The 13209-nt window shown below is 66.5% G+C and carries 16 protein-coding genes; 9 read left to right on the top strand and 7 right to left on the bottom strand.

Annotation, left to right across the window (positions count from 1 at the left end):
• Positions 1-323: 323 nt before the first annotated feature.
• On the bottom strand, positions 324-866 hold the full coding sequence (locus tag AUL28_RS21160) for a MarR family winged helix-turn-helix transcriptional regulator (RefSeq protein WP_062236779.1): 543 nt from the start codon (positions 864-866) through the stop codon (positions 324-326).
• A 165-nt stretch (positions 867-1031) separates the two neighbouring features.
• Here AUL28_RS21160 and AUL28_RS21155 point away from each other — a divergent pair, with 165 nt between their 5' ends.
• The 3 genes from AUL28_RS21155 to AUL28_RS21145 all read left to right on the top strand — a co-directional run bounded on the left by AUL28_RS21155 (position 1032) and on the right by AUL28_RS21145 (position 3709).
• Positions 1032-2096: a hypothetical protein gene (locus tag AUL28_RS21155; protein WP_062236776.1), complete on the top strand. Its 1065-nt coding sequence runs from the start codon at positions 1032-1034 to the stop codon at positions 2094-2096.
• A gap of 375 nt (positions 2097-2471) precedes the next feature.
• Entirely contained in the window at positions 2472-2711 is a 240-nt protein-coding gene (locus tag AUL28_RS21150; RefSeq protein ID WP_062236773.1) for a hypothetical protein, read from the top strand.
• Between the two features lie 185 nt (positions 2712-2896).
• Positions 2897-3709, top strand: a complete 813-nt coding sequence (locus tag AUL28_RS21145; protein WP_244493594.1) for a helix-turn-helix domain-containing protein — start codon at positions 2897-2899, stop codon at positions 3707-3709.
• Between the two features lie 100 nt (positions 3710-3809).
• Here AUL28_RS21145 and AUL28_RS23440 read toward each other — a convergent pair whose 3' ends face one another.
• From AUL28_RS23440 to AUL28_RS21115, 6 genes are all read right to left on the bottom strand, one after another.
• Positions 3810-3965: a DUF4113 domain-containing protein gene (locus AUL28_RS23440; protein ID WP_244493595.1), complete on the bottom strand. Its 156-nt coding sequence runs from the start codon at positions 3963-3965 to the stop codon at positions 3810-3812.
• Positions 3966-4215: 250 nt separating this feature from the next.
• Positions 4216-5007, bottom strand: a complete 792-nt coding sequence (locus AUL28_RS21135; RefSeq protein ID WP_062236764.1) for a glutaredoxin family protein — start codon at positions 5005-5007, stop codon at positions 4216-4218.
• An 18-nt stretch (positions 5008-5025) separates the two neighbouring features.
• Complete coding sequence (locus tag AUL28_RS21130) at positions 5026-5538, bottom strand: DUF305 domain-containing protein (RefSeq protein WP_062236761.1); 513 nt, start codon at positions 5536-5538, stop codon at positions 5026-5028.
• A 72-nt stretch (positions 5539-5610) separates the two neighbouring features.
• Positions 5611-6063: a DUF305 domain-containing protein gene (locus AUL28_RS21125; protein ID WP_062236758.1), complete on the bottom strand. Its 453-nt coding sequence runs from the start codon at positions 6061-6063 to the stop codon at positions 5611-5613.
• 234 nt (positions 6064-6297) lie between these two features.
• On the bottom strand, positions 6298-6675 hold the full coding sequence (locus AUL28_RS21120; protein ID WP_244493593.1) for a hypothetical protein: 378 nt from the start codon (positions 6673-6675) through the stop codon (positions 6298-6300).
• 116 nt (positions 6676-6791) lie between these two features.
• Positions 6792-7247: a DUF411 domain-containing protein gene (locus tag AUL28_RS21115; RefSeq protein ID WP_062236752.1), complete on the bottom strand. Its 456-nt coding sequence runs from the start codon at positions 7245-7247 to the stop codon at positions 6792-6794.
• A gap of 221 nt (positions 7248-7468) precedes the next feature.
• Here AUL28_RS21115 and AUL28_RS21110 point away from each other — a divergent pair, with 221 nt between their 5' ends.
• From AUL28_RS21110 to AUL28_RS21085, 6 genes are all read left to right on the top strand, one after another.
• Positions 7469-9958 carry a heavy metal translocating P-type ATPase gene (locus AUL28_RS21110; protein ID WP_062236749.1) on the top strand — a complete coding sequence of 830 codons (2490 nt, stop codon included), beginning with the start codon at positions 7469-7471 and terminating at the stop codon, positions 9956-9958.
• Between the two features lie 32 nt (positions 9959-9990).
• Positions 9991-10455, top strand: a complete 465-nt coding sequence (gene cueR, locus AUL28_RS21105) for a Cu(I)-responsive transcriptional regulator (RefSeq protein ID WP_062236745.1) — start codon at positions 9991-9993, stop codon at positions 10453-10455.
• Between the two features lie 59 nt (positions 10456-10514).
• Positions 10515-10715 carry a heavy-metal-associated domain-containing protein gene (locus AUL28_RS21100; protein WP_062236742.1) on the top strand — a complete coding sequence of 67 codons (201 nt, stop codon included), beginning with the start codon at positions 10515-10517 and terminating at the stop codon, positions 10713-10715.
• Positions 10716-10904: 189 nt separating this feature from the next.
• Positions 10905-11312, top strand: coding sequence for a hypothetical protein (locus AUL28_RS21095; RefSeq protein WP_156420120.1), 408 nt, complete (start codon positions 10905-10907; stop codon positions 11310-11312).
• A gap of 108 nt (positions 11313-11420) precedes the next feature.
• Positions 11421-11744, top strand: a complete 324-nt coding sequence (locus AUL28_RS21090) for a hypothetical protein (RefSeq protein WP_156420119.1) — start codon at positions 11421-11423, stop codon at positions 11742-11744.
• Positions 11741-13195 (top strand): TolC family protein, encoded by a 1455-nt coding sequence (locus AUL28_RS21085; protein WP_062236733.1) that lies wholly within the window; start codon positions 11741-11743, stop codon positions 13193-13195. The genes AUL28_RS21090 and AUL28_RS21085 overlap by 4 nt, the downstream gene beginning before the upstream one ends.
• Positions 13196-13209 lie beyond the last annotated feature (14 nt).

Raw genomic sequence — 13209 nt, 5'->3', positions numbered from 1 at the left:
CAACAGCCCTATTTTTCACCCAATCAGACTGGCGTGACCGAGGCAGCGTGCTGTTTTCTACGTGCGCCTGCGGCGCGCTCAAAGCCTGCTCGTCCGGGACTTTTTGGAATGCCACACAACCGTCCAGAAAGTGCGGCCTACGCGGGACCGCAATGCTCGAGTTGAGAGCTTCCGGTAGAGATACCCAGAGGCTAGGCGGAGACCCGCAAAGCTGATTGCCCGATGCCTCATGGTGCCTTCGTATGCCCGTTCGAAGGCGCTTGATTCCGTCGATCAGAGCTTTTTAGTCGAGTGCGTCGCGTTCCCTGTCCATTCAACACGCCTCAGGGCAGCTGATGCCTGTTCTCAGCACCGAACAACTCAGCCCATCGCTCCTCAATAGGGCAGCCATTCGGAACACAGACACTCTCGTCGCACATCCGGCAGATTTGGTAGCACTGCCCGTCACGCTTGTTCAGCAGTCCACCTAGCACTTTGTGCAAAAGGCCTTCGAGCTCCGCATTTTCAGTATCGGTAAGTGGCGAAACGGCTCGCTCCAGCACGCCCTCACGCTGCTTAAGGGCTAGCTTGCGAAGTTGATGTCCTTTCTCGGTCAGCTCCAAAAGGACGATACGTCGGTTGTCAGGTGACTGGGACCGCATGACCAAACCGTCGGCTGTGAGCCTATCAATGACGCGCGTTGATCCGCTTTGAGTAAGCCGGAGAGCAGTGGCGACTTGACCTACAGACATGCCTGGGTGCGCGCCGATCATGATGATGGCGGCTCCCGTTTCGCCCTCGATTCCTAGGACGTCGGCAACTGCACTACGGAATCCATCGGCCAACGCGAGGGATAAAGCACCTAGGATATTTGCGGTCTTTTCCAACGCACTCTCCCGATCATGTATGAGGAATACAACGGTCCAGGGTGGAAAGCCATTGAGACTAAGAAGCTTGCCTTTCTGAACATGTATGAGTCATATAAACGATCAGGTTTATGTGATCGTTGAGGCTTATGCATGCTAGTTGAGTGCCCAGAAGCGTCCCTCTCTATGCCCCTCCACGCTCTTATCGACGCTTCCTCTAATCCAGGCTCCGCACCAGACTTCGGGAGTGACATCGATGCGGCTAACGCGGTTCTTCTAGACGCTGACAAGACGCGTGAGGAGAAATGCCGCGCCCTTCTAGCGTGGATCGCACGCCATCAGCCCTGCTTATTCGGCCGTCTTGGTTCACGCGGCTTACACGGTATCGGGATCAATGTTTGCTGGCTGGACCATGAGGACATCGCAAAGGGTGATCTCCATCTACAGCACAAAATTCAGGGCGCTCGGCGGGAGTGGAAACGTCAAGCCGCCGCAGGAAAGGCGCACGGCTTCCTGATCATGTTCAACGATGCGCGTCTCTTAACGGTTAAGCCAAGCGCCGCTCTCGTCGCTCTCTGCGAGAAGATTGCCGATCTCTATCTGATCGAGCATGCGCCTGTCGAACCAGACGTCATATATACGGAAGCCATACCCCTCGAGCTTGGCGAGCTGACGCTGTTCAAAGCTGGCATCAACATCTTTTATCCTACTGCCCACCGAACCCGGCATCACGATAGGCGATGCCCCGGCGGCCTGCTGATCTCCGTTAATAGTCCTGGGCACTGGGCCAACTCATTGGTGAAGCATGGCCTTGCGCCAACACTCACGGAGGCTGTCGATCGAGCCATGGACAATGCGTTGCGTTCGATTGGAAATGGCGGGATGGGAAGCGCTCCAACACCGACCTGCACGTGGCACAACCGTCAATCTGATACTGACGAGAAGCGGCGAAACCTCGGCAAGATGCCCTTCTATATCCCGAAGGACCACTCCCAGCGCGACTACACGGCGCTCTATCATACGGACGTTCTTATTCCGACGGACGTCACTTTGGACGGGGAGGTCGACCCCGAGCTCTCTGGCGCGGAGCAATGGAAGCATCTCATTCTCGATTATATCACCGAGGAGCGTTTCCCGACGACACATGTCAATTATGCGCTTTTCCATGGTCATCCAATTCCTCCGGAAGCCATGTTCCACAATCCGTGGCCACCACGCCGAGCGTCCAATTCGCCTTTGGCGGAGTACTAAAGCCGCACCTTGGTACTGGGGACGGTTCCATAAACAAAGTTATGAAAGAGGATAATTTCTATCGCTCCAACAGCAGCTTAGAGCCTATAGGCCGCACATATGAATAGCAATCCAAGGTCCCTTTCGCACTCACATCTGAGCGCCACGACACCAAAGCGATGGCTGAACGCACCAGCGAAGCTGAAACGCGCTAGAACGAGCCAGGCACCCTTGCTGCGCGTTGCTCCGTAGGCACTGCACATGCGCTCAGACGATCGCTCATGGCATTGAAGGTGACTTGCGTGAGCCTGCATTGCTCGCAGTGATTTTCGCTAGCGTTTCGTTCATAAATCAGCCAACGTCGCACTAGTTATCGGTTAACAGAATCGAGTCGTGATGATGGCACGGAAGGGCAGTCCCAGTTTGCAGGCTCTCACCCGCGCGCGTCGGCGCGAATTGGGCATGCGATCGATGGAAGCAGTTCTCTACGAGAGCGAGTTGGAGACGCTCGATGTCATCAAAACCCGATTGAACCTCACATCGAGGTCGGAAGTGCTGCGCATGATGATTGCGAAGACTGACCCCGACAGCTTCACCCCAGCGGACGCGGCCGTCATCAGGGAAGATGCCGCCTAATGTTGGACCTCAACCATATCTCGGAGACGCCATAGGCAAAGAAAAAGGCCCCGAAGCGGGAGCCGCCGGAGCCTCATTCTGTATTCGGTTCGCACCCGCAGAATTAAGCTCTCCCAACCTCATCGTCAAGAGAAATCGCGGCTCACCGCCACGGCCTCGCTTTGCCTTTTTGCAAAGGAGCGACCATGACGGCCCAACACCCCCGCGCGTCCTGGAGCGCGCGAGCGACGGCGCTTGTCCCCTCACCGGAGACAGCCGCCGAACGGGACCTTTTTGCCGATATTTCGACCCAGCAAGGTGCTGATCATCCAGACCATCTCGCCCGGCTAGCGATCTGGCGTGACCATCGGGCGGGGCTCATTTCCCTGGCCGAGGCGTCACGTCGTTCGCAGAATGTCGGCCGTGAACAGATGGCCAAGGCAGAGCGTCAGGCTGCGCCGGCAAGGCCGCGTCACACGCGAGCGGCGCCGAACGAGAGCCGCCAGTACGCTGGCGACATGGCGACCACAGCCGCGCGCGACGATCGGCTGACGCCGAACGCCAAAGCCTTTCTTCAGGTCCTTCGTGCGCGGTGCGGAAAGGGCCATGAGACGACGATCACGAAGGGCACGGCTGGAAACATTATGGCGCGCTCGACGCGCACCATCCGGCGCTATCTCGTCGACCTCGTTCGCTTCGGCTACGTGCAGCTCGCCATTCAACGCAATGGCCGCGGAATGCACCTGGGCCTGATCGTCACGATCACGGAGAAAGTCCGTCCTTTCTATGAAGAGACCAAGGGTCTCGCCGCATGGCTCGCGGAGAAGCCAAAGGCTGCCTTCCGCCCCTTCGGAGGCGTTCTATCTCCGAGAAGGAAGGGGGTGACACTCTTGTCGCCCAAAAACCAAACCAAAGAATTTTCCTCTACCGCTTCCTTCGGAAATGCGGACACGGGCCGCTCTGCAGCCCGTGACAGGCTTATGAATGGGGTAGGGGCAATTCCTGTGCCAAGCCGATAACGCTTGCTCCTGCCCTTCTCAGCCCTTTCAGCAACTTCAACCAGGTGTCCATGGCCCTGGATCGAAGCGCCATGGGTCGCGCATCGCGAGAATCTGGACGCTATCGTGCTGCGATGCGTGGTAGCTCGGCAACCCGTGTTGTGTACCGCGGGGAGCGCATGTCGAACTTGGTTTGCCAGTCACGCCGGATGCCGGCAGCCGCCGGCGCTATCGCGCCGCAGCCGAACTTGGCGTTCACTGCGTCGATCGCCGTCATAAGGCATTTGAAGTGATCGCGATCACGGGTGTCGAACAACGGACGTGGCCCCCTCCCGGCAAGGATTAGATCGTCCATGATGATACCAGCCTTTGAATAGCGATAGTCATCCTGGTAGATCCACCGAGCGGCGTGTTGCGCCGTTTCTCGTGCCCCCATAGCGCAGCTTAAGTATCAGTAAGATTGTGGGCATTCGGACCGATATGGGCGAGACCTTCAGGTAAGGGAAAGGCAAAACCAGCGATCGGGTTCATGTCTGGAGCATCCGCAGCGCCATCCAGAGCGCCATCACGACCATCATTAGGTTCTCAGTCAAAGACACGAAGCCGAGCGGCACGTTGGAGTCCCCGCCGACACATGCGCACTTCAGCTCCCGCTTGTCGACGTAGACCGCCTTGAACACCGAGACGGCCCCGACCGTGCCGATAAACAGGGCGACCGGCACCGACAGCCACATGGCGGCGCCCGCAAGCATCAGCACGCCCGCCAGAGCCTCGCCGAAGGGGTAGAGGTAGGCGTAGCGGACCCAGCGCTGCGCGAGGAGGTCGTAGCCGAGGAACATCGTGGCGAAGCCCTCCACGTCCCGCAGCTTCTGGACGGCCAGGAGGCACATCGCGATCGAGACGAACCACTCGACCGTGCGGCCCGCCAGCGGGGTTCCGAGGAGCGCCCAGGTGACGGACGCCGCCATGAGGGCGGCCATGGCGAAGATGGCGACGACGGGCTTGTAGGTGACGGCCTTCGGGTCCGCGACGAACTTGCCGAGGAAGCGGCGGAGGTCGTCGTACCCGCCGACCCGCTTGCCCTCGATGAACGTCTGCGGCGTCGTCGCGACGCCGTGCTCCGCCTTGAAAGCATCGGTCTCCTCGCGGGTGGTCAGCCAGCGGTCGTCGACCTCGAAGCCCTCGCGCTTGAGCAGGTCGACGGTACGCAGCCCCCAGGGGCAGACGTGCTTGGGCATGACCATCCGGTAGACGGTCGCCGTCTTTTCCCTTGCTGCGGTCGACGGGGCTGCGACCCCGTCCGCGATGGTCGTGGACATGTCGGTATCCTTTCCCGGTCAGTTGCCGGCCGCGAGCGCGGCCTCGGACATGCGCGGCGGTAGGTCGGGCGCGCCCCCGGCGGGCGGGTTCGCCTCGAGGTCGGCGATCAGGCGCTCCATCTCGCCGATCTCCCGGACCTGCGCCTCCACGATGCCGTCGGCGAGCTCGCGCACCCGCGGATCGCGGATGTGCGCCCGCTCGCTGGTCATGATGGCGATCGAGTGATGGGGGATCATCGCCTTCATGTACGAGACATCAGCGACCGTCTCCTGGCTGCGCACCAGCCAGAGGGCGCCGGCAAAGACGACGACGCTGGCCGCGACGATGCCGAGGTTCGCGCCGCGCCGGGGGTACATCCCCCACATGAAGCCGATCATGATCAGCGACATCACGGCGCCCATGACGACGGCCATCCACGTCCGGGTCTGACTGTAGAAGACGTGGTCGAGTGCGTAGGTGTTCAGGTACATCAAGCCGAACATCACGACCGTCGAGGTCGCGATCATCGCGGCGAAGCGTCCGTAGCCCATGGATCCTGCTCCCGTTCTCTGCTTGGTCGGGTCACCCCGGGCGCGGCCGCGCCCGGGGCATTGATCCGGCGCTTACTTGGCGAGGGCCTCGACGCGGGCCGTCATCTCCTCGATTTCCTTCTTCTGCGCGTCGATGATCATCCGCGCCATCTCCTTGGACTTCTCGTCCTTGCCAGCCTTCAGCTCGACCTCGGCCATTGCGATGGCGCCCTGGTGGTGGGCAATCATCCCGCAGTTGAAGGCGAGGTCCGGGTCCTTGATCATCGCAGCCTTCATCATCGGGCCGTGCATCTTCATCATGGCGTCCATGTTGCCCTTCTGGGCCGCGTCCATCTGGCCGCCGGACATCATGCTCTGCATGCCGCCCATCATGGACGACATGTCCATGGATCCGGCGGCGGCCTCGCAGGCCGCGGGGAGCGTCACCTGCTCGGACGACATCGTCATCCCGCCCTTGTCCTGCGCGGACGCGTGGGAGACGGCGAAGGCGGCGAGGACGGCGGAGAGGATCGTGATCTTGCGCATGGGTTGGTTCCTTTTCGGGGTCCGTCGGGACCGTTCGTCATGGGTTCGGGATCGGCGGCGGGACCTCCCGCGGCCGTCGTCGGGTCCGCCGCCTCGGGGCCGCCGTATCTCGGCAGTTCTCGGCGCGGCGACACGTTGGGCTGAGGCCCGTCGTCGGGTTCTGAAGGGGGCAAGGTCGCGCGGCGGGACGCGAAGTCCGGCGCAGGCGCGCTTGCGGGAGCGGCGCATGTCCGCTCAGGCGGACTTGGGAGGCCGCTTCAAGCCGGGAGGGAGGACACCCGCGCGGGCCTCGGAGACGGCGGCGACGGGGTCGGCGGCCGGGAGGCGCTCGGCGACCTGCGGGGGCTGCGGGAAGGGCAGCAGGCTCGTGCAAGACTTGCCGCAGCAGGACATGCCGTCGGCGGCCGCCTTCGCGGCGCCTTGGCCCGCATGGTCCGCGTGGCCGTCAGCGTGAACCGCGGCATCGGGGCCGGCGGCACTGTGGTGACCCGGCATGCCCATCTGCCCGGGCATGGCCATCGCGGTGCCGTGGCCGGCGAACGCGGCGACCGCGACCAGCGACAGCAAGACGACGAGACTGCGCAGGCACTTTCCGAGCATCGAACTTTCCATGGGTCGATGCCCCGAAACCTCGCGGCTCCGAGTTGGTTCCGTCAGCCGATGCCGTGTCCGGATTGATCACCCACGCGGGTCCGCGGAGTGCGCATCCCGCTCGGGGGGCCGGCCAGTCAGTCCTTGCCGGCGCGGTGGAAGACAGCCGGAGCGGCGGACGCGCCGCCGAACGAGAGGACGTCGAACTCGGCGTCCGGGTCGTCTCCCATCCCCGGCGAGCCGGCGGGCATGCCGGGCGCGGCGATCCCCGCCACTTGGGGCCGCTCCGCGAGCAGCCTGTCGACCGCCTCCATGGGAACGTGTCCCTCGACGACGTAGCCACCGATCCTCGCCGTGTGGCAGGACTCGACCGCCTCCGCCACGCCAAGGGAGCGCTTGACCGCCGTCATGTCCTCGCGGTCCTCGACCGTCACGTCGAAACCATGCCTGCGGGCGATGTCGGCCCATGCCGCGCAGCACCCGCAGGTCGCCGACTTGAACACGTGCATGTGCTTTGGGGAATGGTCCGCGAGGGCGGGGCCGGACAGGGCCGCGAGGACGAGGGCCGCGAGGATCGGCTTGGGCGAGAACATGTGAGGGCTCCGGTTGATCGTCGACACAGCCTGCCAGCACGGCCGTGGCCCGATCAAGGCGCAAGCGCGCCGCACGCCCGCCACGCGTTCACGGATCCGTGCTGCGGGCGGTGAGAGCCGGACCTCCCGACCGTCGAGACCGAACGGTCGGGGCCCCTTGACCTTCCCATGGTGGGAACCCCCATCTTCCGGCAAGTCGCAAACTTCCCGGGACGAAACCGATGAACCAGACCGTTCCCTCAGAGAAGTTCAAGACGGCGGGCGGGGTCCTCCGCCTCGACGTCGAGGGCATGAGCTGCGCGTCCTGCGTCGGCCGCGTCGAGCGCGCCGTCGCGGCCGTGCCCGGCGTGTCCTCGGCATCCGCGAACCTTGCCGCCGAGCGCGTCGACGTGTCCTTCGCGGGCGCCGCGGACGGGGCCGCGGTCATCCATGCCGTCGAGGAGGTGGGCTACGGGGTCCGCCAGGAGACGGCGGAAATCGGCGTGGAGGGCATGACCTGCGCCTCGTGCGTCGGCCGCGTCGAGCGTGCCGTGGCGGCCGTTCCCGGCGTCACGTCCGTCGCTGTGAACCTCGCGACCGAGCGCGCCACCTTGCGCCTCCTTCCCTCGGCCGACCTGCGCGCGGTCGAGGCGGCGATCCGCGACGCGGGCTACGAGCCGCGCGCGTCGGCGACAGGGACCGACGCGGCAGCGGAGCCTCGCGAGGCTGCCAGGGAGGCCGAGTACGCGAGGCTCCGCCGCGACCTCCTCGTTGCCGCCGTCCTGACCGCGCCGCTCTTCGTGCTCGAGATGGGATCGCATTTCGTCCCCGCCTTCCACGACCTGGTCATGGACCGGATTGGCATGTGGGAGAGCCGCGCCCTCCAGTTCGTCCTCGCCTCGCTCGTGCTGTTCGGCCCCGGCCTGCGCTTCCTGCGCAAGGGATTGCCTGCGCTGGCGCGCCTCGCGCCCGACATGAACTCGTTGGTTGCCGTCGGCACGCTCGCGGCCTGGGGCTACTCGGTCGTCGCGACCTTCCTGCCGGATGCGCTGCCGGCCGGGACGGCGAACGTCTACTTCGAGGCGGCCGCCGTCATCGTTACGCTGATCCTCCTCGGCCGCGTGCTCGAGGCGCGGGCCAAGGGCCGGACGGGCGCGGCCATCAAGCGCCTCGTCGGCTTGCGCCCGAAGACCGCGCGCGTCGGGCGCCCATCGGGCTTCGCCGAGGTCCCGCTGGAGGAGGTCGTCGTCGGCGACACCGTCGAGGTGCGCCCCGGGGAGCGGGTGCCGGTCGACGGGGCGGTGCTCTCCGGCTCGTCCTTCGTCGACGAGTCGATGATCACGGGCGAGCCCGTCCCCGTCTCCAAGGAGGGCGGCGCGACCGTCGTCGGGGGCACCATCAACGGGACCGGCAGCTTCACGTACCGGGCCGAGCGGGTCGGAGCGGACACCGTCCTCGCCCAGATCATCCGCATGGTCGAGGAGGCGCAGGGCGGCAAGTTGCCGATCCAGGCGCTCGTTGATCGCGTGACGCGCTGGTTCGTGCCGGCGGTGATGGGCACCGCGGCGCTGACCTTCCTCGTCTGGATCTTCTTCGGACCCGACCCGGCGCTGGGCTTCGCGCTCGTCAACGCCGTCGCCGTCCTCATCATCGCGTGCCCCTGCGCCATGGGCCTCGCGACGCCGACGTCGGTCATGGTTGGGACGGGACGCGCGGCCGAGCTCGGCGTCCTCTTCCGGCGCGGCGAGGCCTTGCAGTCCCTGCGCGACGTCGGGGTGATCGCCCTCGACAAGACGGGGACGCTGACGGAGGGGCGGCCCGTCCTGACGGACCTCGTCCTCGCGGACGGATTCGATCGCGGCGGCGTGCTTGGCCTCGTCGCCTCGGTCGAGGCGAAGTCGGAGCACCCGATCGCCGCCGCCATCGTCGCGGCCGCCAGGGTGGAGGGGTTGCCCGCGGCGTCGGTCGACCGCTTCGAGGCCGTTCCGGGCTTCGGCGTGGAGGCCGTCGTCAGCGGCCGCCGGGTCGCCGTCGGGGCGGACCGCCTGATGGTTCGGCTGGGACTCGACCCCGCGGCCTTCGTGTCCGATGCGGAGCGTCTGGCGAGGGAGGGCAAGTCGCCGCTCTACGCGGCGGTCGACGAGCGCCTCGCTGCCCTCGTCGCGGTCTCGGATCCCGTGAAGGTGACCAGCCTCGCGGCGATCCGCGCCTTCCACGGGCTGGGGCTGCGCGTCGCCATGGTGACGGGCGACAACGCGCGCACCGCGAACGCGGTCGCCGCCGGCCTCGGCATCGACGACGTCCGCGCTGAGGTGCTTCCCGACGGGAAGGTCGCCGCGGTCGAGAGCCTGCGCCCTTCGGGCAAGGTCGCCTTCGTCGGTGACGGCATCAATGACGCCCCCGCGCTCGCGGCGGCCGACGTCGGGTTGGCCGTCGGCACGGGCACAGACGTCGCGATCGAGAGCGCCGACGTCGTGCTCATGTCGGGCGACCTCCGGGCGGTCGCGACGGCGCTCCGGATCTCGCGGGCGACGATCCGCAATATCCGGCAGAACCTCTTCTGGGCCTTCGCCTACAACGTCGTCCTCGTGCCGGTCGCCGCGGGACTGCTCTACCCCCTGAACGGCATGCTCCTGTCGCCGGCGCTGGCGGCGGGCGCCATGGCGCTGTCGAGCGTCTTCGTGCTCGGCAACGCGTTGCGGCTGCGCCGCTTCTCCCCTGCCGCCGCCTGACCCGATCGCCCCCGAGCCGCAAGGAGACGAACATGAACATCGGAGAGGCCGCGAAGGCCACCGGGGTCAGCGCCAAGATGATCCGCCACTACGAGAGCGTCGGGCTGATCCAGCCCGCGGACCGGGCGGAGTCGGGCTACCGCGTCTACTCCGCCGCCGACGTCTTGACGCTGCGCTTCATCCGCCGGGCGCGAGACCTGAACTTCTCGATGGAGAGGATCGGCCAGTTGCTCGCCCTGTGGCGCGACCGCGGACGGGCCAGCGCGGACGTGAAGCGGATCGCCATGGAGCAGGTCGAGATGCTGGAGGCGCGCATGCGAGAGCTCGAGGAGATGGCGGGCACGCTCCGCCACCTCGCACGCAACTGCCACGGCGACGACCGCCCGGACTGCCCGATCATCGGCAGCCTGTCGGACGGATCCGCGGCGGCCGAACCCGTCGCCCCCATGCGGCGCCGTCCGGCGAACGCGCTGACGAAGGTCGGCGGCATCCGCTGAGGCCCTTGACCTTCCAACGATGGCAAGCCCCATCTTCCCCGCAACGAGAGGAGCCGACGATGCTGAAGCTGAAGGTCGAGAAGATGAGCTGCGGGCACTGCGCGTCCTCGGTCACCAAGGCGATCAAGGCGGTCGACCCGGCGGCCGAGGTGAGTGTGGACCTCGGGTCCGGCCTCGTGATCGTGGACACGTCCGCGGGCGACGACGTGGTGGGTTCGGCCGTCACGACCGCTGGATACCCCAACGCCCCGGCGGCCTGACCGCCGAGAAAGGACGAACGGCGGGGTCGCCGACACAGGTCGCCCCGCATGCCATGGCACCGCGTGCCGCGGCAGGATGAACCGCACCGGGCCGTCTGAGACCGCAAGGGTTGCCCACGCTGGCGCAGAACTGGAGAGGGTGCCGCCATCCGGATGGACACGGCACCGAGGATCGAATACGGAAATCATATGCTCGACAGGACGAACACGACGGTGATGGTGAGGAGGCTGCTTTCTGCGGTCCTTCTGTGCCTGTCCGTCGTCCTGTCGCAGATGGCGCACGCGAGCGTTCCGTTCGCGCCAATGGCTGGCGCCCAGTCGACGCATTCGGTGGCCGCCGACAACTCCGACGGGACCGCCGACCACCGCGACCGGGCGTCCGGCCACGCGCATGGCGACCGCGACGGGCATCCCAAGGCGGGCGACCACACGGGTCCCTCCGACACCAAGTGCGCCAGCCATTGCCCTGCGGTGTTCGTGCCGACCGGGACCGATACCGCCTTGCGCATCTGGTTGCGGCAGGACGCACGTGCGTCCGTCCATGCGTCGCTGACAGGACTGCGCGTCCCGACGGCTGACAGGCCCCCCCGAACCTGACCTGACAAGGCGCCGCGCGTCGGCGTCCGGCTTCCGCACGTCCGTCCCAATGACGGGCACCGGGAAGCGTCGTGCTGCGTCCGCCGGTCCTTTTGGCCAGGCAGCCGCATGTTCCGGCCCATGCATGGTCCGCGTCCCGTGGCGACACGCCCGGTTGGACCGCCATGCCGTCCTCAGGTCAACCGTCCCATGTACCGCTTCGCATTCCCGTGCGTTGCAGCGCTGCTCCTCGCAGGCTGCACCGCCACAGGCCCCGTCGGCCTGTCCGACCTCGGCACCGCCACGCCCCAGGTCGACGCGTCCCTGAGTGTCGCCCAGGCCCGCTACGGCTCCGTGGTCGGCTCCTACACCCACCGCATGCCCGTGGAGCCGAAGGACTGGCGCAAGACGGGCGTCGAGATCGCGCCCGTCGGTGCGGAGGGCGGCCTATGATCGCGTACCTCAAGGCCTCGGTGCTCCTCGCCCCCCTCGTCCTCGGAGGCTGCCTCGCGAACGACAACGCGTTCCTGCCGCAGGACGGCTTTGAGACCGTCGCCCTGCGCTCCGGCCAGGTGACGGGCAAGGAAACGGCCTGGGTGCAGGACCGCCGGCAGGCCGCGGCCGTCGACGCGAAGGTCCGCCGCCTCATGGAGGGCAAGTACCTCGGCGCGGACGCGGCGGTCCAGGTCGCGCTCCTCAACAACAAGGGGCTGCAAGCCTCCTATGCCGACATCGGGATCTCGGTCGCCGACCTCTGGCAGGAGACCCTGCCTCCGCTGAACCCGAGGATCTCCCTGAGCTACGGGACCGTGGACTTCACGCGGACCGTCGAGGGGCTGGTCGTCTCCAACATCATCGCGCTGATCACCCGCGAGCGGCGCCTGGACGTCGCGACGGCGCGGGTCCACGCCGCGCAGCTCGGGGCGGTCCTGCGCACGCTCGAGGTGGCCTCGCAGACGCGGCGCGCCTGGATCGAGGCGGTGGCCGCCTGGGAGAACGTCGCCCTCCTCAACCGCGCCAAGGTCGCCGCCGACGCGGCGGCCGAGCTCGCGGCGGGCCTCGGCGGCTCCGGTGCCATGACCAAGGCCGACCAGGCGCGCGAGCAGGTCTTCTACGCCGAACTCGCCGGGCGCACCGCGACGGCCCGTCTCGAGGCGAGGCTCGCCAAGGAACGGCTCGTCCGCCTGCTCGGCCTCTACGGACGGGACGTCGACTTCGAGGTACCGAACGCGCTCCCGCGCCTTCCGCGGGCCGTCGCCAAGCGCGAGGGCATCGAGGCCGAGGCCCTGCGCAGCCGCGTCGATGTCCAGCTGGCGAAGCTGCAACTCGACGCGCTGGCGAAGTCCTACGGCCTGACCAAGGCCACGCGGTACGTGTCCGACCTCGAGCTGGGTGCCGGCATCGAGGCCGAGGAGGAGGTCGAGGAGAACGAGGACGGCGGCAAGGAGCGCAAGACGACGCTCTCACCCGCCGTCGAGGCGAGCCTGACGATCCCGATCTTCGACAGCGGGCAGGCACGGTTGAGGAAGGCGGAGTTCGAGTACCTGCGCGCCGCCAACCTCCTCGCCGAGCGCGGCGTGAACATCCGGTCGGAGGCGCGCTCGGCCTACCAAGCCTACCGCTCGGGCTTCGACATCGCCAGGCACTACCAGAACAGCGTGCTGCCCCTGCGCACGACGCTCGAGAAGGAGGCGGTGCTTACCTACAACGGGATGATCACCTCCACCTTCGAGCTCATCACCGACACGCGCGAGCGCGTCGAGGCGAACATCGCCGCCCTCGAGGCAAGGAAGGAATTCTGGCTGGCCGACGAGGGCCTGACCAGCGCCGTCTTCGGCGGCGGGGAAACGGATGGCGGCGAGGCCGCCGAGGTCGAAACGGCCGCGGCCGGCGACGACGACTGATCGGAGAGATGGAC

This window comes from Aureimonas sp. N4, from assembly GCF_001463925.1.
GTDB classification, from domain to species: Bacteria; Pseudomonadota; Alphaproteobacteria; order Rhizobiales; family Rhizobiaceae; genus Aureimonas; species Aureimonas ureilytica_A.
Note: the sequence above shows the minus strand (reverse complement) of the source record. Positions and strands in the feature narration are given on the sequence as shown.

Excerpts from the sequence above, each read along its gene's own strand:
- AUL28_RS21155 (WP_062236776.1), top strand. The coding sequence starts at position 1,032 with ATGCCCCTCCACGCTCTTATCGACGCTTCCTCTAATCCAGGCTCCGCA.
- AUL28_RS21150 (WP_062236773.1), top strand. The coding sequence starts at position 2,472 with ATGATGGCACGGAAGGGCAGTCCCAGTTTGCAGGCTCTCACCCGCGCG.
- AUL28_RS21145 (WP_244493594.1), top strand. The coding sequence starts at position 2,897 with ATGACGGCCCAACACCCCCGCGCGTCCTGGAGCGCGCGAGCGACGGCG.
- AUL28_RS23440 (WP_244493595.1), bottom strand. The coding sequence starts at position 3,965 with ATGACGGCGATCGACGCAGTGAACGCCAAGTTCGGCTGCGGCGCGATA.
- AUL28_RS21135 (WP_062236764.1), bottom strand. The coding sequence starts at position 5,007 with ATGTCCACGACCATCGCGGACGGGGTCGCAGCCCCGTCGACCGCAGCA.
- AUL28_RS21130 (WP_062236761.1), bottom strand. The coding sequence starts at position 5,538 with ATGGGCTACGGACGCTTCGCCGCGATGATCGCGACCTCGACGGTCGTG.
- AUL28_RS21125 (WP_062236758.1), bottom strand. The coding sequence starts at position 6,063 with ATGCGCAAGATCACGATCCTCTCCGCCGTCCTCGCCGCCTTCGCCGTC.
- AUL28_RS21120 (WP_244493593.1), bottom strand. The coding sequence starts at position 6,675 with ATGGAAAGTTCGATGCTCGGAAAGTGCCTGCGCAGTCTCGTCGTCTTG.
- AUL28_RS21115 (WP_062236752.1), bottom strand. The coding sequence starts at position 7,247 with ATGTTCTCGCCCAAGCCGATCCTCGCGGCCCTCGTCCTCGCGGCCCTG.
- AUL28_RS21110 (WP_062236749.1), top strand. The coding sequence starts at position 7,469 with ATGAACCAGACCGTTCCCTCAGAGAAGTTCAAGACGGCGGGCGGGGTC.
- cueR (WP_062236745.1), top strand. The coding sequence starts at position 9,991 with ATGAACATCGGAGAGGCCGCGAAGGCCACCGGGGTCAGCGCCAAGATG.
- AUL28_RS21100 (WP_062236742.1), top strand. The coding sequence starts at position 10,515 with ATGCTGAAGCTGAAGGTCGAGAAGATGAGCTGCGGGCACTGCGCGTCC.
- AUL28_RS21095 (WP_156420120.1), top strand. The coding sequence starts at position 10,905 with ATGCTCGACAGGACGAACACGACGGTGATGGTGAGGAGGCTGCTTTCT.
- AUL28_RS21090 (WP_156420119.1), top strand. The coding sequence starts at position 11,421 with ATGTTCCGGCCCATGCATGGTCCGCGTCCCGTGGCGACACGCCCGGTT.
- AUL28_RS21085 (WP_062236733.1), top strand. The coding sequence starts at position 11,741 with ATGATCGCGTACCTCAAGGCCTCGGTGCTCCTCGCCCCCCTCGTCCTC.